Below are 18,921 nucleotides of genomic sequence, written 5' to 3'. Positions count from 1 at the left end.
TGTTAAATAAAAATAAAAGTTGATTTTAGTATTAGATTAAGTATAAATTTTTTAAATATACAAGCTTATTAGGGTTAAAACCCTAATAAGATTAGTGAATTATTTTTTAATAAATTCGCCTAATAAATGTCTAAAAATCATAAATAATTCAAGACTTGATTTTTCTGCTTCTTTATAAAGCTCAACAATTTCTTTGCTATTAGACTGCTTGCTTGCAATATATCCAAGTGCTTGATTAATGCTTTCATGAACATTTTTATGCGGAGTATCAATTTTAGAATATAAAGGAAGATGTCCGAACATTTCTTTACCTTCATTTTGATACCACTTACCAAGACGGCAACTAAAATGGTCGCTTAATTTTGTTGGATTTTCACTTAGTGCATTTGCATATCCATTTGCTTTAAATAAGATATGGTCAAGTTTTACTAAAGATGTAAATACTTCGTATTTGATAGCACTCGCATTAAATTTAATATCTTTTGATATATGCGATAATCTATCAAATTGCTCCGAAAATGTTCCAATGTGTGCGTTTGAATCTTGTGATATTTGCTCTACCGATTCGCTTTGCGTAAACATTTCATTAGCGTTTTGTTTTAATAAATTGATATTCATTTCTACTTCAGCTGTTGCTTTTTGGGTTTTTTCTGCTAGTTTTCTAACTTCATCAGCAACCACAGCAAAACCACGACCATGCTCACCAGCACGAGCTGCTTCAATAGCTGCATTTAAAGCTAGCAAATTGGTTTGGTCTGATACATCTTTGATTAAATTAATTACATTTGTAATTTCATCAACACTTCTATGGAGATTTTGTGCAGTATCACGAGATTTACTTGATGATTCAGTGATTTTTTCAAGTGATGTTATGATACTTTCAGATACTTTTTTAAGATTTACTATCATATCTACACAATCTGCTGAAAGAGTTTCTATTTCTTGAGCTCTTGATAAATCACCCTCAATATCTTTTTGAACAAAAGAAACGCTTTCTTTCATACCTTTTACCATAATGTCAAATAGTGAGAATTTGATTTTATCTTCTTCTTCGTTATTTGCCTTTGCAGTAATTTCATTTTTTAATTTCGCAATTTCAGCTTCTAACTTTTCTTTTTCTGCTATTGCTCTATTTAGTTTTTCCTGCAATTCATTTTGGAGGGTGTTATCTTTGTTAAAAAACATAAATACCCCCCCCCATCAAGCTTTATTTTTAATAGAATTTAAATAATTATTTAAATCATCTTTTAATTTTAATTTTTCCTTTTTCATTCTAGCTATTTCTAAATCATCTAAATGAATTCTACCTTCTTCAGCATCTTTTATCTTATGGTCTAAATCATTATGAGCTTCAAAAAGCTTATCAAAATGTGCGTCTTTACCTTTTAAATTCGTGATTAACTCTCTATGTTCGTGTAACATAACTTCTCCTTAATTTTTAGTAATGTGTATTAATATGGTAACTAAAATAAATTACAAACAGATAACATTTATATTTTATTTTAAACTTTCAGGAGTTTGCTTATTTTTAATAATTTTTTTAACTTCTTTAATACTTTCTGGAGTTCCTATTAACAATAATTTAGTCCCCGTTCCAATCATTGCATCACCTTTTGGCATAGGTAAAAAATTATTATTTGCATCTTTTATTCCGATTACGCTAACATTTGCTAATTGTCTAAAAGCTACATCTTTTAATCTTCTAAATCTAACCCAACTTTCATCAGGAACTTTAACTTCTTCAATATCAATACTTTGGTCTCTTGTGTATAAATATTGCTCTAATAGATTTTCCATTTCAGGTCTTACACTTACAACGCTAAGTCTTTGAGCTGCTAATTTCGTAGCTAATACAACCGTGTTTGCTCCTAGCTTTTTAAGTCTTGCTGCGTCGTGTTCGGAATTTGAAATCGTTATTATAGAATAAGGACTAATTCTTTTTATATCTTTTTCATATAGTCTAGCACTAGCAATTATTGCTATATTATCAGCAGAATTTGGGCTAAGAGAAATAATTCCTTTCGCACTTGATAAATGTGTTTTTAAAAATGCCAAATCACTATGTGGTGGGCATTTAATATAGAATGGATATTTATTTGCTTCAGCAATTTTTTCAAAATCTGGTATATCATCTACTACTACAAAAGGTGTATATGTTTGTTTAAATTGTTTTGCTAATTCTTGGGTAAATTCGTTGTGATAACATATAACATAATGATTTTTTAATCTTGCTATTTTGTATAGCATTCGTTTTTCCTTAATAATTCTTGTTAATTCGCCTTTTTTTAGAACTTCAATCACAATACCTATTGAAAAAGTAAAAGTAACAAAGCCTAATAATACATAGCAAATCGTAAAAAATCTACCAGCAGGAGTGATTGTAGCTACTTCAGTATAACCTAAAGTTGTAAAAGTCATACCTGCTTGATAAATCCCATCAAGTAATGAAAAATTACTAGTAAGCATATAACCAATCGCCCCAAATAGCATCATTACAACAACTGCTATTAATGGGAGACGAAAAGGTTTTAATTGTTCGTAAAACTCGGTATTTATATCAACTTCAGGTTTTCCACTTTCAGCCCAACCGAGCAATTTGCCTAGCTTTTTAAAAAAGCTCATAAAAATTCTTTATAAAAATTAGTTAGCTCTTCTTTTTTTTAGTGTGCGTAATGTTGAAGCTGCAACTCTAATTTTTTTAGTTGTGCCATCGCCTAAATCAATGCGAATAGTGCGTAAATTAGGTAAAAATCTTCTTTTTGTTTTATTGTTAGCGTGGCTAACATTATTTCCTACCATAGGACCTTTACCTGTTAATTGACAAAATTTTGACATCGTAAATCCTTTTTTGTGTTCTTGTAAAAATAAAAGTATTAATCATAGCATCTTAAGCTTAATTTTTTTTTTAAGTTTTAATGATATTCTATAAAAAATAATTTTAAGGATTAAAAAATGTATGTTGCTCCTAGTTTATTGTCTGCTGATTTTTTAAATTTAGCTGAAGATATTAAAAAAGTTGAGGCTGCTGGTGCTGATTTATTGCATATTGATGTAATGGACGGACATTATGTTCCAAATCTAAGCATTGGAACTTGCACTACAAAAGCTATTGCTAAAGTTGCTACTATTCCTTTAGATGTGCATTTGATGGTAAGAGAAGTTGATAAATTTGTTGATTTGTTTTTAGATATAAAACCTAAATTCTTAAGCTTTCATATAGATGCTACTACTCATCCTTTAAGATTGATTGATTATATTAAAAAACATGGTGTAAATCCTTCAATAGTATTAAATCCACACCAGAATTTAAATGAGATTGAATATATTTTAAGTGAAGTTTCTATGGTGCTTTTAATGAGTGTAAATCCTGGTTTTGGTGGTCAAAGCTTCATACCAAGCACTCTTAGAAAAATCAGTGCCTTAAGAGAAATGATTGATAAGAATAATTATAAATGCTTCATTGAAGTTGATGGTGGAGTAAATGGCTTAAATATTGCAGATATTGAAAGAGCAGGGGCTGATATAGTTGTGGCTGGAAATTATGTGTTTAGTAGTAATGATTACAAGGTCGCAATTAATTCTTTAAAAATGGAATTTTGATGGATTATAACGAGCTTTATAAAAAACAAATTGCTAATTGTGATAAGATTTTAGAAAGGCTACTTACAAGTAGTATTAATTATAAAGATTTAAAAAACCAATACGAAAATGCCTTAAATTTTGAGATAACCTATGAAACTCTTTTAATGCTAGGGCTTGATATTACGCTAAAACAAAATCAAGAAGTATTTTTAAACTCAAGAAATAAATTAATTCAAGATGAGATTTTTTGTGTTGTTGATATTGAAAGCACAGGCTCAATTAGTAACGGGCAAATCATAGAAATTGGTGCTGTTAAGATAAAAAATGGCGAGATTTTAGATGAATTTGAAAGCTTTATTTATGCAAACGAAGTGCCTGAAAATATAGTTGAGCTTACAGGAATTACAACGCAAATGCTAAAAAATGCTCCTAGAAGTGCTAGGGTTTTAGCTGATTTTAGATTGTTTTTAGGTAATGCTATTTTTGTAGCTCATAATGTATCTTTTGATTATGGTTTTATCGCAAAAGAAAGTCTTGAATACTTAAATGCTCCATTGATTAATAGAAAGCTTTGCACGATTATGTTAGCAAGGCGTTGTATTGAATGTGATAAATATGGTCTTGATAGTTTAAAAAATGAATTAGGTATCATTAGCACTCATCATAGGGCTTTAAGTGATGCGAAAGCTTGTGCTGATATTTTGAATTATTGTATTAATTCTTTAAAAGGTTCACAAATTAAAACAAGTAATGATTTGATTTTATATTCACGCTCTAAGATGAAAAAATAAGAATTTAAAAGTGGCTTTTAATAGCCACTTTATTATTTTTTAGTGCTTTTTGGGGTGCAAAGCATATTAATGTAGCGACCTTCAAATAAAGGTGCTTTATCCATATTTGCAATATCGCTAATTTCTTCATAAATTTTTAAAAGCAGTTCTTCGCCTGATTGTGGATTGTTTAATTTATGACCTTTTAAAAATATTTACATAATTGTAATATTTAAACATTTTATGCTTTTTATTAAGCACTTAAAAGATAGCATATTTTTATTATTAAATTAGAATATAAAGTCAATGTAATTTTTGATAAAAATATTTAAAGAAATCTTTAGCACTAAGGCTAAAGATTTTGTAATTAGAATGTATATCTTACAACAGCGTTAATTTGATTGTCAATATTAAAATCAGCTCCGAAAGTTCTTTCGTAACCTAAGTTTAATCTTAAATTATCATTAAACTTATAATCACCTGTTAGATTTAAGTAAAATTTATTATCTCTTTTACCTTTTATTGTTTCACTTGCTTTGCTTGATTTTGCGATTATTATAGAATCACTTGGCTTATTAACATCTATAATATAACCAGCACCTAGTCTTATATTAGCATTATCATTTACTTTAAATCCTGAGAATACTGCAGGTTTTATATGTAAATTAGAATTAGCCTTACTTGTAATGCTTATAGCATTATTTTCTAAGTTAGTTTTAGGTGTATAATCAAATATAGCTTCTATGCTAGGCTCAACATAAAATCTATTTAAATCAAATCTTTTACCAAGTTCAAAACTTGCAATAAATCCTGTCTTGCTATCTTTTAAACCTTTTAAAAGCTCTGAATTGTATTTAACCTTATAATGATTTGCTTTAATTACTAAATCAGCATATAAATCATTGTTTGAAATATAGCTTGTATATAGACCAAACCCGTAATTATTTCCTTTTAAAACATCACTAGATTTAGAATTAGAAATATTAGCCATAATTCCTGTAATTACATTGCCATCTGCAAAATCATTAGCTTTATCAGCTCCAAATTGAACTTCAAATGAATTAAGTTTTACATCATCTATACTTGCGTTTGTATAATAAGCTCTAGCCCAAACGCCTAATTCTTTATCTAAACCTCTAACTTCACCTAATCTTTTATTCATATTATTCCAAGCAAAAGTATTGATTAGATTTATTCCCTTTGAAATAACTTGAGCTTGAGCTTTAGCGTTTTTGTTGATTTTAATATCTTTTATAAAATCATCTGCTATTTGGTTTTTATCAATTGGATTTGTTACACTAGTATCAGGTTTGTTATCTGGTTTATTTTCAGGATTTGTTACACCTGTGTCTGGATTTGTTACACCTGTATCAGGTTTAGAATTGTCTGGTTTATTATCAGGATTTGTTACACCTGTATCAGGTTTAGAATTGTCTGGTTTATTTTCAGGATTTGTTACACCTGTATCCGGTTTAGAATTATCTGGAGTTTCAGGGCTTATACTAATTGTTTGTTTAGCTAGATTATCTAATGCAGCTTTTAAGCCTTCATTACCATTATAATCGCCTGCGCTTTGATTTACTAATTTACCTAGCTCACTTGTCTTATCGCCGTTTGCAATGCTAACAATATTATCTGCATTAAGTCCTGTATCGCTTACTTTACCATTCTTATTAGTAGTTATCGCATAGGTTAGATAATCCCCTAGCATTGCACTAGCAATATAATCATTATTTATCACATAATCACTTATTCCATCGCTAATCTTATAATCTTTAAAGAAAGTGTTTAGCTCTGCTGTTCCTGTTCCTTTTTTAAGTATTGCTAAAGGTAGATTTGCATTGATTTTGCTTGTATCAAGCTTATTATCACTCATAACATTAAGTAATACTAATTCATTGTTTGCTCCACTTGTATTTTCTCTTGAGATTATTGCACCTGTGTAGCTTTCTTTGTTTGCTCCTAGATAATAAGCTGTGTTATTTGAAGTAAGGCTATTTGCTAGAACTCTTTTTGCTACTTTTGAATTTTTTATATCTAAAGTATGTGCTCTAACACTATTTGTAGCTATTACATTATCTAAGTTTATACTACTTGTGTTTGCTATAGTTAGGCTATTCTCATTTTTTTCATCAGCAAATTCATTGTAAAAATTATCTTGGTTAATTAATGCTGAAGCTGTATAGCCTTTAGAACCTGATAATTGCATATTTATAGTGCTATTTTTAATCGTTCCTTCACCTATAATGCTACCACCAATATAATATTTATCACCAGTATCAAGCCTATCTATATCATAAGCACCTGCTCTTATAGTCTTAATAGCCTTTACCTTGCTTTGCTTTCCGCTCTCACTAGTGTTTAGGGTTAGTTTTGTAACATAAATATCATCATTGAATGTAGAGCCTTTAGAATCAAGACTACCTTTATATTTGCCAGTACCAGTAGAATCTATACCACTTACTTTACCACCAACAATACTATCAGTCAATGTTACCTTATCATAAGAATTTATTGAAGTAGTTATATTTGAATTTGTAATTCCTAGAAGTCCAGTAGATTTTATCTCTTTTATTGTAGATTTGTCAATTGTTAAATTTTTACTAACACTTATTAATCCTATATTAGAGTTTTTAATTGTTAAATCCTTGCCAAACTCTATATTTGTTACATCAGCGTGATTGATTGATCCTGTTGTTTCATAAAAATTATCTACTTTTACCAAATTATCTTTTGTCCCATTTAGATTAACATTAGAATATGATATTCCATTAATGCGTCCTCCATTTGCATCAATTGTTCCGGTAGTTTTATAAATAGAATTAACGGCAGAATTTGTTAAATCAATTTTTATTCCTTGCCCATTTTCTATGTAGTCTAAATAAGAATTTGCAGCTTTTATATTTTTAAAATTTATGATATATGAATCAACAAAACTGTTTTCAGCTATAAAATTATTTCCATTATTAAATTTTGCAGTTTCGGGATAACTTTTAATTAAAGAATTTTTTATAGTAATATTATTACTATTACTAATAGTTTTACTTCTTGAGTCCCAAAAAGAATTATCAAAACTTATAGGAAAATTTTTATTACTTAATCCTTCTGAAAAATATACATTTACATTATCAGCACTTTCTTCTGTAATATCTGTGATATTTTTAAGATTTGTCTTGTAATAATCTGGTTTTTTATTATCAAAAGGACCAAAATTATCATTAAATGGTTTATGAATATCTGGAAAAGTTTTAAAATCAAAGCTTTCCACCTTAGCTTTATCTACAACATTTATTGTTGCACCAAATAAGTTTGAAGAGATACATAGACTTGCAATTAATGAGAGTTTAAATACCCCCCCCGTGTAAGTAAAATTTTGTTTCATGATATTCCTTTAAAAAAAATTGAAATGCTATTATCTTAAAATCTAACTTAAAGATTAATAAATATAAATGATTTTTTTTTAAAAAATATCAATAAATTTCAATAATTATTATAAAGATTAAGGCAAATTAATTGCCTTAATGATAAGTTTTTATTTTTTAGTGCTTTTTGGGGTGCAAAGCATATTAATGTAGCGACCTTCAAATAAAGGTGCTTTATCCATATTTGCAATATCGCTAATTTCTTCATAAATTTTTAAAAGCAGTTCTTCGCCTGATTGTGGATTGCTTAATTCACGACCTTTTAAAAATACTCTAAATCTAACATGCTTTCCTGATTTTAAAAACTCAATAGCGTGTTTAACTTTATAGTTAATATCATTTTGAGCAATTTTTACAGAAAGTTTGATTTCTTTAACTTCTACTACCTTTTGCTTTTTCTTAGCATCTTTTAGCTTTTTTTCTTGCTGATAACAAAACTTGCCATAGTCCATAATCTTACAAACAGGTGGCTTAGCATCTTTTGCGATTAATACCAAATCAAGCCCTAAACGATTAGCAAGTGCATTAGCCTCATCGCTACTAATTATGCCATATTGTGCTCCATCATCACCTATACATCTAACCTCTGCTAAATCTATTTCTTCATTTAACAATACATCTTTTTCTTTACTCAAAATACTACCTCGTTTTGTTTTTCTTTAATTAGTTTCAAAAATTCCTCCATTGTAAGTGTTGATTGTTGTTTAGCTCTTCTATCTCTTAAAGCTACTTGATTATTATTTATTTCTTCATCTCCGATTACTGCTATATAAGGCACTTTTAACATTTCTGCATTTCTTATTTTTTTACCTAAAGTATCGTTTTTCTCATTAATATCAGCATCAACTCCAAGCTCTAATAATTCCTTTTGTAATGCTTTTGAATACTCAATATGCTTTTCACCTACTGGTAAAATCATAACTTGAATTGGAGCTATAAAGAATGGTAATTCTCCTGCTGTATGTTCAAGCAATATGCCTAAAAATCTTTCAAAACTTCCAAGTAAAGCACGATGAAGCATTACAGGGCGTTTTTTCTCATTGTTTTCATCTGTATATTCAAGCTCAAATCTTTCAGGTAGGTTAAAATCTACTTGAATAGTTCCACATTGCCATTTGCGTTTAAGTGCGTCTAGGATTTTAATATCAATTTTTGGACCATAGAAAGCTCCACCACCTTCATCAACTCCGTATTTAATACCTTCTTCATCTAAAGCTTCCATTAAAGCTTTTGTAGCAACTTCCCAAATCTCATCACTTCCTATTGATTTTTCAGGTTTTGTTGAGATTTCTAGTTCCCATTCAAATCCAAAAGTTACCATAATTTTTTTAGCAAAATCTAAAATCTCTTTTACTAAGGTTTTTATTTGACTTGGCATACAGAAAATATGGCTATCATCTTGAGTAAATTCACGAACTCTTAAAAGCCCGTGTAAAGCCCCACTCATTTCATGGCGATGAACCATTCCGTATTCAAAGAATTTAATAGGCAAATCTTTATAACTTCTACCTTCACTTTTATAGCAGAATACATGTCCTACGCAGTTCATTGGTTTTATTCCGTATTCTTGCTCATCAATTCTAGTAAAATACATATTTTCTTTATAGTTTGCATAATGTCCGCTTGTTTTCCAAACGCTAGAATTTAGCAATTCAGGGCCACGAACAGGCTCATAAAATCTAACTCTATGAGCTTTATATAAAATATGCTCTAATTTATTTCTAACTCTTGCACCATTTTTAAGCCATAATGGTAAGCCACCACCAATTTGCTCGCTAAATGTGAATAATTTTAAATCATTTCCTAGTTTTCTATGATCTCTTTTCTTAGCTTCTTCTATCATTGTTAGATAGTCTTTTAAAGCTTCTTTTGTTGCAAATGCGATACCATAAATTCTAACTAGCATTTCATTTTTTTCATCGCCGCCTAAATAAGCACCTGCTAATTTTGTTAATTTAAAATTCTTAAGCATTTTGGTGTGTGGTAAATGTGGCCCACGACATAAGTCGGTAAATTCACCTTGAGAATATGTGCTAATTTCTCCACTTAAACGACTTAAAACTGCTTGTTTTAATTCATCATTTTTAAACTTTTCACAAGCAGCTTCATAGCTCATTGTATTTTTTACCATAGGAGAGCCTTTTTTTGCAAGCTCTTTCATTTTATCTTCAATTACTTTTAAATCTTCTTCGCTGATTTTTTCATCTACTTTAAAATCATAATAAAAACCTTCATCAACGCAAGGTCCTACGAAAAATTTAGCATTTTTATATAATTGTGTAATAGCTTCAGCTAAAAGGTGAGCACAGCTATGGCGAATGATTTCAAGTGCCATAGGACTATCATCATAGAAAATTGGCTCAAGTCCTGCTCCATCAGTGCTTAAAGTATCATAAATATTTTTATCTTTATCGTAATATCCTATTATTTCCATTATTAATCCTTTAAATTTTTATAAATTTCATTAAGATTTTTATACAAACTATCATAGTTTATATCATTTTGCTCTAGTAGTTCATATAAGATTACATTGTCTTCTTTACCATTCCAAAGTTTTTTATAAGTTCCATTTTTATAGCCGTTATCTTGGCGGAATTTATTTAAGACATTTTTACCAATGTAGATTTTATAAAGTCTTGTAAATTCTAACTCACAACTACACATTAGCTTTAAAAATATTTCTGTAATTTGCGTTATGTTTAGCTCTTTTGCACTACTTGTGTGAATTAATTCTCTTGAAAGTTCTAAAATATCATTTAAATTTTTATTTGTTTTATTGAATTTAAATTCTGAAATCGTGTTTATAAGTTCTTTTTGTTGATTTTGCATAATTGCAAGGCTTAAAATAAAATGCCAAATATCAACTAATTCAATTTGAATATTTTCTAAATCCCAACTAGCATCTATGCTTTTCCAATGTTTCCAAGGCATAGAATCAACGAGTTCAGCACATTCCATATAAATACAACGAGCAAAATCAATTAAGCGATTTTCCTTTGTATAACCTTTTTCCCAACCAATTCCGCAAGTTGCGTTATTTAAAGCTTGTTGTAAGCTTAACATATCATTAGTATATTGTAATTTCATCATCCCTTCTACATCAAAAAATATCAAAATACTAGCAAAATTATTTAACAATCAAGCGTAGTGCTAAAAATTTTTTTAACTTGTGCTTTAAAATATAAATAATCATCTTTAAAACTCACTTCGCAAATATCATTGCTTTTTGGATAAATAGTAGCCTTTTCATCAACTAATTTAAGCATTCTAGCATAATAAAAACAAGCGTTCATTCCAGTTCCACAAGCTAAAGTTTCTCCAACTCCACGCTCATAAGTTCTAACATATAAAACCCCATCTTTAAAAGTTGCGTAATTTACATTTGCATCATATTTTTCTCTTAAATATTTAGCATTTTCTTCGTTGTAGTTTTGCACTCCATCAAGAGTTACTAGGTGTGGCACACCTGTATCAATTAGGCAAAATACATTTTGAAATTCCACTAAATTTTCGTGTATAACCTTAGCTTTCGTTAGTCTAATTTCTACAAAATCATCATCAAAAATTGTCGCCTTAATAATCCCTGCACCAGTTAAAAAACTCATATTTTTATTTGCCAAATCTTGAGTATAAGCAAAATGTGCCGCAGCTCTTGCACCATTACCACACATATTAGCTTTTGAGCCATCTTGATTGTAAAATCCCCAAGTAAAATCATAATCTTTATCATTTTTTTTGATTGCAATAAGCCCATCAGCACCTATTCCACTATGTCTATTACATAATTTTATGGCTAATTTACTTAAATAATTTTCATCTAAATTATTAGTTTGAAAAATAATAAAATCATTTCCATTTGCGTAGTATTTATGAAATTCCATGTTTTTCCTTTAGTTTTTGGATAAGTTTTAGCGAGTTATCTTTAAAATCTTCTAAATTACCATCGTTTTTGATTAAATAACTTGCAAATTTTATTTTTTTGTCTATGTGTAATTGAGAATTTAATCTTAGTTTTGCTTCAAATTCTGTTAAATTATTTCTATTCATAAGTCTTGTTAAAGATAATTCATAAGGGCAATAAATCACAATTTTATTAAGCAAAAAATTATAATTGCTATTTTCAAAAAACAAGGGAATTTCTACAAAAATTATTTTATTTTTATTTTGTTTGATTTTTTTGAGAATTTCTTTTTTGATTTTTGAGTGCATTATTTTTTCTAATTTTTTCTTAGCTGTTTTATCATTAAAAATCACATTTGCCACTGCTTGTTTTTTTTCTTTTAAGAATTTGAAATAGGAATTTGAAATATTTAATTTTTTACGAATTTGTTTCCATTTGTAGCAAAAAACTTTTGAAGAAATTTCATCAGCACTAATGCAAAATATTTCATTTTCTTTAGCAATATTTAAAAATGTAGATTTACCACAAGCAATGCTAGATGTTATTACATAAATATTTTTAAAAAATAGGTGTTTTTTTATCTTAATTTTTCTTATCAAAACCGACTCTTTTTATCATTATCATAATATTATTTTTTAGATAATTTTGTTTATTTTCTTAAGCCTAATTTTAAGGCAATAATGTATTATTTAGGTTACTTTTTAAAATTTTAGTAAGGAGGCAGCCATGGAGAACAAAAGAAGAGCTTTTCTTAAAAAAGCATTAAGTGCTGGAGCTACCTGTGCTGTTGCTAGCGTAGGTTTAAATGCAGCAACAAGTAGCGAAAATAATAGCTCTGGTGTAGTATCTGGTCGTGCAAAGAAAAAAGAAGTGTTATATAAAAAGACCCTTCACTGGGAAAAATTTTATAAAATTGCATATTAATTTATAGAAAGGATTTAAATGCGTAATTTAGGTAGAAGAAGCTTTTTAAAACTTGCAGCAGTTGCAGGTGCAAGCACTACCGCATTTGGTGCGACAAACGCAACCTTAAAGGCAGATGAAAAAGTTAAAATGCCTTATGAAGGTAGTAAAAGTGTTCGCACAGTTTGCTCTATTTGTAGTGCTGGTTGTGGTATAGAAGCTGAAGTAGTAAATGGTGTTTGGGTTAGACAAAATAACGCAATAGACCATCCAATTTCACTTGGAAGTCATTGCTGTAAGGGAATTGACCAAATTGATTTAACCAAATCAAAATGTCGTGTTAAATACCCATTAAAAAGAGTTAATGGTAAATGGGAAAGAATTAGCTGGGAACAAGCTGTAAATGAAATCGGCGATAAAATGCTAGATATTAGAAAAGAAAGCGGTCCTGATAGCGTAATGTTTTTAGGTTCAGCTAAGTTTAACAATCAACAAGCATATTATTTTAGAAAATTTGCTGCATTTTGGGGAACAAACTCAATAGATCACGTAGCTAGAATTTGACACAGCGCAACAGTAGCCGGTGTGGCTAATACTTGGGGATATGGCGCTATGACAAATCACTTTGGTGATGTTGTAGGTAATACAAAATGTATGATTATGTTTGGTGCAAACTCAGCAGTTGCAAACCCTATTGGATTTAAGCATATTTTACAAGCTAAAGATAGAAATAATGCTCCTTTAATCGTAGTTGACCCTATTTTTACAAGAAGTGCAGCTCATGCTGATATTTATGTAAGAATTCGTCCAGGAACTGACATTGCATTTGTATATGGAATGTTAAATCTTATTTTTGAAAATGGTTGGGAAGACAAAGAAATAATCAAAAATAGGTCTTATGGAGTTGATTTAATTCGTGAAGAAGCTAAAAAATATACTCCTAGCGAAGTTGCTGATATTTGTGGATGTAGTGAAGAAATTCTAATTCAAGTTACAAAATTATTTGCGACTACAAAACCTGCTACACTATTTTGGTCATTAGGTATTACTCAACATTCAGTTGGTAGTTCAAATACTCGTATTTTAGCTATTTTACAATTAGTGTTAGGAAATATTGGAAAACCTGGTGGCGGAACTAATATTATTCGTGGTCACGATAATGTTCAAGGTGCAACAGATATGGGATGTTTAGCAGACACACTTCCTGCTTATTATGGCTTAGCTGAAGGTGCTTGGAAACATTTTTGCAATTTCTGGGGAGTTAGCTATGAAGATATGCAAAAACGCTTCGTAGATGATAGTGCAAATGGTGGCAAAAAATGGATGCACGAAAAAGGCTTTAGTTTATCTCGCTGGTGGCAAGGTGTTAAAGGCGTAGTTCCTTATGGCACGGATACAACTCATTCAAATGCTCCTGTTAGAGTTCTTTGGGTTCAAGGAACTGGAATTACTTCTATGGCTCACACTGTTAAAATTCAAGAAGCACTTAAAAAACTTGATTTAATAGTAGTTGCTGAACCATTTGTAAATGAAGTTGCAGTTTTAGCAGATCGCCCTGATGGAATTTATATACTTCCTGCTTCAACTCAATTTGAAACAGAAGGATATGTAACAGCTACAAATCGTTCTATGCAATGGAGAAGCCAAGTAGTAAAACCAATTTATGAAAGTAAAGAAGACCAAGAGATTATGTTTATGTTTGCTAAGAAATTTGGCTTTTATACAGAATATACTCGTGGTATGAAACTTGAACTTCAAAATCATAAATTAGTTCAGGTAATTCCTGATGATGTTGATGCGAAATGGCCTGATGATGCTACAAGAGAAATGAGTAATGGTTTATTATCAATTGGTCTTCGTGGTATTAGTGCAGAGCGTTTAAGAAAACATCAAGCAAATTGGGCTAATTTTGACCCTGATACTTTAATGGGTATTGGTGGAGATGTAAAAGGCGAATATTATGGCTTACCTTGGCCTGTATGGGATGCAAAACACCCTGGAACTGCTATTTTATGGAACCCAAATGTGCCTTATGAAAAAGGTGGAATGGGCTTTAGAAATAGATTTGGACTTGAGCATAATGGAGTTAGTCAGTTAGCTGATAATTCATTCACTCCTGTTGGTTCTAAGGTTAAAGGTGGTTATCCTGAAATTAAAAAAGATAATATTGAGCAAGTATTTGGTATTACATTAAGTGATGAAGAAAAAGAATTAATGGGTAATTCTTGGAGCACAGATATTTCAGGAATTATATTAGAAAAATGCCGTGAAAAAAGTGCTTGTTGCTTAGGAAATGCAAGAGCTAGAACTATAGTTTGGGAATTTAGCGACCAAATTCCAAAACATAGAGAGCCAGTGCATTCACCAAGATGGGATTTGGTGCAAAAATATCCAACATTTGACGACCAAACAACTCCAAATTTCCGTGTTACTACAATGTTTAAGAGCGAGCAACAAAAACAAGACTGGAGCAAGGATTTTCCTATTATCATTAGCTCAATGCGTTTAGTAAATCTAAGTGGTGCTGGTATGCTTGAGAGAACTAGTAAATATTTAGCTGATATTACACCTGAAATGTTTGCTAATGTTCATCCAGAGCTTGCAATGCAACACAATATTGGCGATGGAGAAATGATGTGGATACATAGCCCGCAAGGAACTAAGATTAAAGTAAAATGTATTCACAATAGAAGTGTAACTCCAGATAGAATTTGCTTACCTTACAACTTCGCTGGTGTTTTACAAGGAGTTGATTTAAGTCATAACTATCCAGAAGGCACTAAACCTTATACAATAGGCGAAATGTCAAATACGGTTACAAACTATGGTTTTGATCCAAATACACAAATTAGCGAATTTAACGCTGGACTTTGCAAGATAGAAAGGGCATAAAAATGGCTAGAATGAAGTTTTTTGTTGATAAAAATCGTTGTATTGGTTGTTTTGCTTGTCAAGTTGCGTGTTCAAGCGGACATGAAGTTCCTGTTGGTATTAAAAGAAGAAAAGTAATTACTTTAAATGATGGTATTGAAGGCAAAGAAGTGTCAATGACAATAGCATGCCAGCATTGCACTGACGCACCTTGTGCTCAAGTTTGCCCTGTTAAATGCTTTTATATTCGTGAAGATGGTATCGTATTACACGATAAAAAAGAATGTATTGGTTGTGGTTATTGCTTATATGCTTGTCCATTTGGTGCTCCACAATTTCCAAGAGATGGAGCATTTGGAATTAAAGGCGAAATGGATAAATGTACAATGTGTGCAGGAGGCCCTGAAGAGACAAATAGTGATGAAGAAAGAGAGCTTTACGGACAAAACCGCATAAGCGAAGGAAGAGTGCCTATTTGTGCTGCTGTATGTGCTACAAATGCACTTTTAGTTGGAGATGAGAGCGAAGTTTCTAATGTATATAGAAAGCGTGTTTTAACTAAAAATGCAAATGTTAATTTAAGTAATATGTTTATTTAATTGAAATTAGGAGAGATGATGGAATTTTTAATTTTTGTTGGAGTTTTACTAGCTTTAATAATAGTCATTTTAATAAAGTCTATAATTATAGTATCGCAAAGCGATATTGTAATAGTTGAGCGATTAGGTAAATTTCACAAAGAATTAAGCGGAGGATTTCATTTAATCTTTCCTTTTATTGATATGGTTAAATCAATAATTACTATTAAAGAGCAACTAATAGATATAGAAAAACAACAAGTTATTACAAAAGATAATGTAAATATTTTAGTTGATGGGATAGTTTTTCTAAAAGTAACAAATGGAAAAATGGCATTTTATAATGTTGAAAATTATAAAAAAGCTATATCAAATTTAGCTATGACAACTCTTAGGGGTGAGATTGGCGGTATGTATCTTGATGATACTTTAAGTAGCCGTGATAGTTTAAATAGTGCTTTACAAATTGCACTTGGAGATGCTGCTGATAACTGGGGTGTAAAAATTATGAGAGTGGAAATTTCTGAAATTTCAGTTCCTAGTGGCATAGAAGAAGCAATGAATTTACAAATGAAAGCTGAAAGAGAAAAAAGAGCTATAGAATTAAATGCTGAAGCACAAAAAGTAGCACTTATAAAAAACGCTGAAGCATTAAAGCAAGAGCAAGTTTTAAACGCTGAAGCAATAGAAAGAATGGCTGATGCTAAAAAATACGAACAAATTGCATTAGCTCAAGGTCAAAAAGAAGCTATGAATAACATAAATGAAGCAATGGCACAAAACATTAATGCAGCTGAGTTTTTATTAGCTAAAGGCAGAGTAGAAGCATTTTTAGCTTTAGCAAAAAGTGAAAATAAAGATAAAATATTAGTTCCTTATGAAAGCACTGAATTAATAGGAGCTTTAAGTGTATTAAAAGAATTTGTAGGCAAAAAATGAGTAGCCTATATTTACTTTGTATAGGAATATTTTTAGGAATTTTAGAATTATTAGTCGGTAGTTTTTATATAATATTTTTTGCTATAGGATTTATTATTGTCGGTGCAATTAATTTAATAAAGCCATTAGATTTAGAATTACAAATAATATTAATTGCTGTTATATCTCTTGTTTTACTTATAATTTTTAAATTTTTTGTTAAAACTAAAAAAGTAGAGAATTATGACGATGATTTTTTAAATACTCAAGGCGAAGGCGTTGTTAAAAATGGTATGATTTATTATAAAGGCTCATTTTGGCAAACAACTGATAATTTAACCTTAAAAGAAGGTGAAATTGTAAAAATTGAAAAAATCCATAATAACAAAGTAAAAATTAAACAAGATTAATTTTTATAACTTTCAATAATATTTTTTAATTTATAAAATACAACCACAAACAATAATATTACATAACTTAAACCATAAATGCCGCATAAATTACATAATAATGCAAATTGAAATTCTATGTTTGATTATTTTTTATAATCAAACATAATTTAAGTTATATTTAATTTATAGAAATTATCTTCCAAGATATAGAGCATTTGGAATTAAAGGTGAAATGGGTAAATATACAAAGTATGCTGTTGTATGTATTATAAATACACTTTTAGTTGGAGATGAGAGCGAATTTTAATGTATATAGAAAGCGTGTTTTAACTAAAAATGCAAATATAAATCTAAGCAATATGTTTATTTAAACTTTAGCCCCTTTTTTAGCACTGATTCATATTTTAAATTCTTTAAATTTTATTTAATTTTTAACCAATAAAAACCCTAAATTAAAAGTATTAAACATATTAATTAAAGTAATAGCTAATTTAAAAATCACAATTGCTAATTAACAAATTAGTTTCAATTTAAAAAAAAATTAAGAAATAATTTTATATAATGATTATGAAAATTCTTTTCATTATAAATTAAAAAAAGGTATTTAATGTTAAACTTAATGCAAATTGGTGGTTTATTTATGTGGCCTATTTTTGTTCTTTTAGTGCTTAGTTTTGCTGTGATATTAGAAAAAATAACAAATATATATTTATGTCAATTTTCTTTTAATAATAATTTTAAAATCAAAATAAAAAAAGCAATATATGATAAAAATTTAATTGAATTAAAAAATATATGTTCAAATAAAAATTCTATATCAAATAGCATACAAAAAGCTATAAATATATACGAAAAAAATAATTTAAATGAATTTGAATTAGAAAATATTCACTTTAATGAAATAAAAAAACTTGAGAAGAATGGTTTTATCCTAGGTATAAGCATAAGTATATGTCCTCAACTTGGTCTTTTAGGAACCGTTACTGGTATGATTTCTTCATTTGCAGCTCTTAGTAAAGAAGCAAATGAAGAATTAGTAGCGGCTGGAATTAGTGAAGCTTTATATACAACTGCATTCGGATTAATTGTAGCTATTTTTGCTCTTGTATTTCATATCATTTTCAATAAAAGAATTGATTATTTAAATAACGAAATCTACCTTAATTTAAATTATTTTAATAAGGCTTTTAATGAGAAGAATAAATAGAAAAAAACCTGAATTTATAGAAATTTCTATGTTGAATTTGATAGATGTTATTTTTATATTACTTATATTTTTTATGCTAAGCACCACATTTTCTAAATACTGGCATTATGAAATAAGTCTACCAAAAACAAATAATAGCGAAAATACAACTAAAGAAAATAATATAAAAGAAGTGATCTTAAATAAAGATTTAAACTTATACATAAAAAACAATAAAGATTTAATTTTTATAGATGATATAAACAAATATATAAAATCTTCAGATATTGTCTTATTAAGTGCTGATAAAGAAATAAGCTACGACAACTTAATTAAAACAATATCTATTATTAAAAATTCAAACATTAATAAAATCAAATTAAATATAGAAAGGTAAA

General features: G+C 29.1%; 20 protein-coding genes. 9 read left to right on the top strand and 11 right to left on the bottom strand.

Annotation, left to right across the window (positions count from 1 at the left end):
- Positions 1 to 99 precede the first annotated feature (99 nt).
- The 4 genes from AVBRAN_RS11070 to rpmB all read right to left on the bottom strand — a co-directional run bounded on the left by AVBRAN_RS11070 (position 100) and on the right by rpmB (position 2,835).
- Positions 100 to 1,185: a methyl-accepting chemotaxis protein gene (locus AVBRAN_RS11070; protein WP_214117048.1), complete on the bottom strand. Its 1,086-nt coding sequence runs from the start codon at positions 1,183 to 1,185 to the stop codon at positions 100 to 102.
- 15 nt (positions 1,186 to 1,200) lie between these two features.
- Entirely contained in the window at positions 1,201 to 1,422 is a 222-nt protein-coding gene (locus AVBRAN_RS08965; RefSeq protein WP_214117038.1) for a DUF465 domain-containing protein, read from the bottom strand.
- 75 nt (positions 1,423 to 1,497) lie between these two features.
- Positions 1,498 to 2,622 carry a potassium channel protein gene (locus AVBRAN_RS08960; RefSeq protein WP_214117036.1) on the bottom strand — a complete coding sequence of 375 codons (1,125 nt, stop codon included), beginning with the start codon at positions 2,620 to 2,622 and terminating at the stop codon, positions 1,498 to 1,500.
- Positions 2,623 to 2,640: 18 nt separating this feature from the next.
- Positions 2,641 to 2,835: a 50S ribosomal protein L28 gene (gene rpmB / locus AVBRAN_RS08955; RefSeq protein ID WP_214117022.1), complete on the bottom strand. Its 195-nt coding sequence runs from the start codon at positions 2,833 to 2,835 to the stop codon at positions 2,641 to 2,643.
- 117 nt (positions 2,836 to 2,952) lie between these two features.
- On the opposite strand from rpmB, the gene rpe reads away from it, so the two are divergent.
- Both rpe and AVBRAN_RS08945 read left to right on the top strand, forming a co-directional pair.
- Complete coding sequence (rpe, locus tag AVBRAN_RS08950; RefSeq protein ID WP_214119565.1) at positions 2,953 to 3,600, top strand: ribulose-phosphate 3-epimerase; 648 nt, start codon at positions 2,953 to 2,955, stop codon at positions 3,598 to 3,600.
- Complete coding sequence (locus AVBRAN_RS08945) at positions 3,600 to 4,373, top strand: 3'-5' exonuclease (protein ID WP_214119567.1); 774 nt, start codon at positions 3,600 to 3,602, stop codon at positions 4,371 to 4,373. The genes rpe and AVBRAN_RS08945 overlap by 1 nt, the downstream gene beginning before the upstream one ends.
- A gap of 32 nt (positions 4,374 to 4,405) precedes the next feature.
- On the opposite strand, the gene AVBRAN_RS11085 is transcribed toward AVBRAN_RS08945, so the two are convergent.
- The 7 genes from AVBRAN_RS11085 to coaE all read right to left on the bottom strand — a co-directional run bounded on the left by AVBRAN_RS11085 (position 4,406) and on the right by coaE (position 12,274).
- The gene (locus AVBRAN_RS11085) at positions 4,406 to 4,567 is read right to left on the bottom strand and encodes a hypothetical protein (protein WP_345774110.1); all 162 of its coding nucleotides are present in this window, start codon (positions 4,565 to 4,567) and stop codon (positions 4,406 to 4,408) included.
- 152 nt (positions 4,568 to 4,719) lie between these two features.
- Positions 4,720 to 7,734 carry an autotransporter outer membrane beta-barrel domain-containing protein gene (locus AVBRAN_RS08940; protein ID WP_239803074.1) on the bottom strand — a complete coding sequence of 1,005 codons (3,015 nt, stop codon included), beginning with the start codon at positions 7,732 to 7,734 and terminating at the stop codon, positions 4,720 to 4,722.
- 150 nt (positions 7,735 to 7,884) lie between these two features.
- Complete coding sequence (gene infC, locus AVBRAN_RS08935; RefSeq protein ID WP_214117012.1) at positions 7,885 to 8,409, bottom strand: translation initiation factor IF-3; 525 nt, start codon at positions 8,407 to 8,409, stop codon at positions 7,885 to 7,887.
- Positions 8,406 to 10,208: a threonine--tRNA ligase gene (gene thrS / locus AVBRAN_RS08930; protein WP_214150172.1), complete on the bottom strand. Its 1,803-nt coding sequence runs from the start codon at positions 10,206 to 10,208 to the stop codon at positions 8,406 to 8,408. Before thrS ends, infC begins: the two co-directional genes overlap by 4 nt.
- Positions 10,209 to 10,210: 2 nt before the next feature.
- Positions 10,211 to 10,864: a dUTP diphosphatase gene (locus tag AVBRAN_RS08925; protein WP_214117007.1), complete on the bottom strand. Its 654-nt coding sequence runs from the start codon at positions 10,862 to 10,864 to the stop codon at positions 10,211 to 10,213.
- Between the two features lie 41 nt (positions 10,865 to 10,905).
- Positions 10,906 to 11,655 carry a diaminopimelate epimerase gene (gene dapF, locus AVBRAN_RS08920; RefSeq protein ID WP_239803073.1) on the bottom strand — a complete coding sequence of 250 codons (750 nt, stop codon included), beginning with the start codon at positions 11,653 to 11,655 and terminating at the stop codon, positions 10,906 to 10,908.
- On the bottom strand, positions 11,642 to 12,274 hold the full coding sequence (gene coaE, locus AVBRAN_RS08915) for a dephospho-CoA kinase (RefSeq protein WP_239803072.1): 633 nt from the start codon (positions 12,272 to 12,274) through the stop codon (positions 11,642 to 11,644). Before coaE ends, dapF begins: the two co-directional genes overlap by 14 nt.
- A gap of 127 nt (positions 12,275 to 12,401) precedes the next feature.
- On the opposite strand from coaE, the gene AVBRAN_RS08910 reads away from it, so the two are divergent.
- From AVBRAN_RS08910 to AVBRAN_RS08880, 7 genes are all read left to right on the top strand, one after another.
- Positions 12,402 to 12,599, top strand: coding sequence for a twin-arginine translocation signal domain-containing protein (locus AVBRAN_RS08910; protein WP_214116989.1), 198 nt, complete (start codon positions 12,402 to 12,404; stop codon positions 12,597 to 12,599).
- Positions 12,600 to 12,617: 18 nt separating this feature from the next.
- Positions 12,618 to 15,470 (top strand): formate dehydrogenase subunit alpha, encoded by a 2,853-nt coding sequence (locus AVBRAN_RS08905; RefSeq protein ID WP_214116987.1) that lies wholly within the window; start codon positions 12,618 to 12,620, stop codon positions 15,468 to 15,470.
- Positions 15,471 to 15,472: 2 nt separating this feature from the next.
- Complete coding sequence (gene fdh3B / locus AVBRAN_RS08900) at positions 15,473 to 16,048, top strand: formate dehydrogenase FDH3 subunit beta (protein WP_214116984.1); 576 nt, start codon at positions 15,473 to 15,475, stop codon at positions 16,046 to 16,048.
- 15 nt (positions 16,049 to 16,063) lie between these two features.
- Positions 16,064 to 16,966, top strand: coding sequence for a stomatin-like protein (locus tag AVBRAN_RS08895; protein ID WP_214116983.1), 903 nt, complete (start codon positions 16,064 to 16,066; stop codon positions 16,964 to 16,966).
- On the top strand, positions 16,963 to 17,355 hold the full coding sequence (locus tag AVBRAN_RS08890) for a hypothetical protein (protein WP_214116980.1): 393 nt from the start codon (positions 16,963 to 16,965) through the stop codon (positions 17,353 to 17,355). Before AVBRAN_RS08895 ends, AVBRAN_RS08890 begins: the two co-directional genes overlap by 4 nt.
- A gap of 589 nt (positions 17,356 to 17,944) precedes the next feature.
- The gene (locus AVBRAN_RS08885) at positions 17,945 to 18,544 is read left to right on the top strand and encodes a MotA/TolQ/ExbB proton channel family protein (protein ID WP_214116978.1); all 600 of its coding nucleotides are present in this window, start codon (positions 17,945 to 17,947) and stop codon (positions 18,542 to 18,544) included.
- Positions 18,528 to 18,920 (top strand): biopolymer transporter ExbD, encoded by a 393-nt coding sequence (locus tag AVBRAN_RS08880; RefSeq protein ID WP_214116976.1) that lies wholly within the window; start codon positions 18,528 to 18,530, stop codon positions 18,918 to 18,920. The genes AVBRAN_RS08885 and AVBRAN_RS08880 overlap by 17 nt, the downstream gene beginning before the upstream one ends.
- Position 18,921 lies beyond the last annotated feature (1 nt).

Source organism: Campylobacter sp. RM12651, from assembly GCF_022369475.1.
Lineage (GTDB): Bacteria > Campylobacterota > Campylobacteria > Campylobacterales > Campylobacteraceae > Campylobacter_E.
Note: the sequence above shows the minus strand (reverse complement) of the source record. Positions and strands in the feature narration are given on the sequence as shown.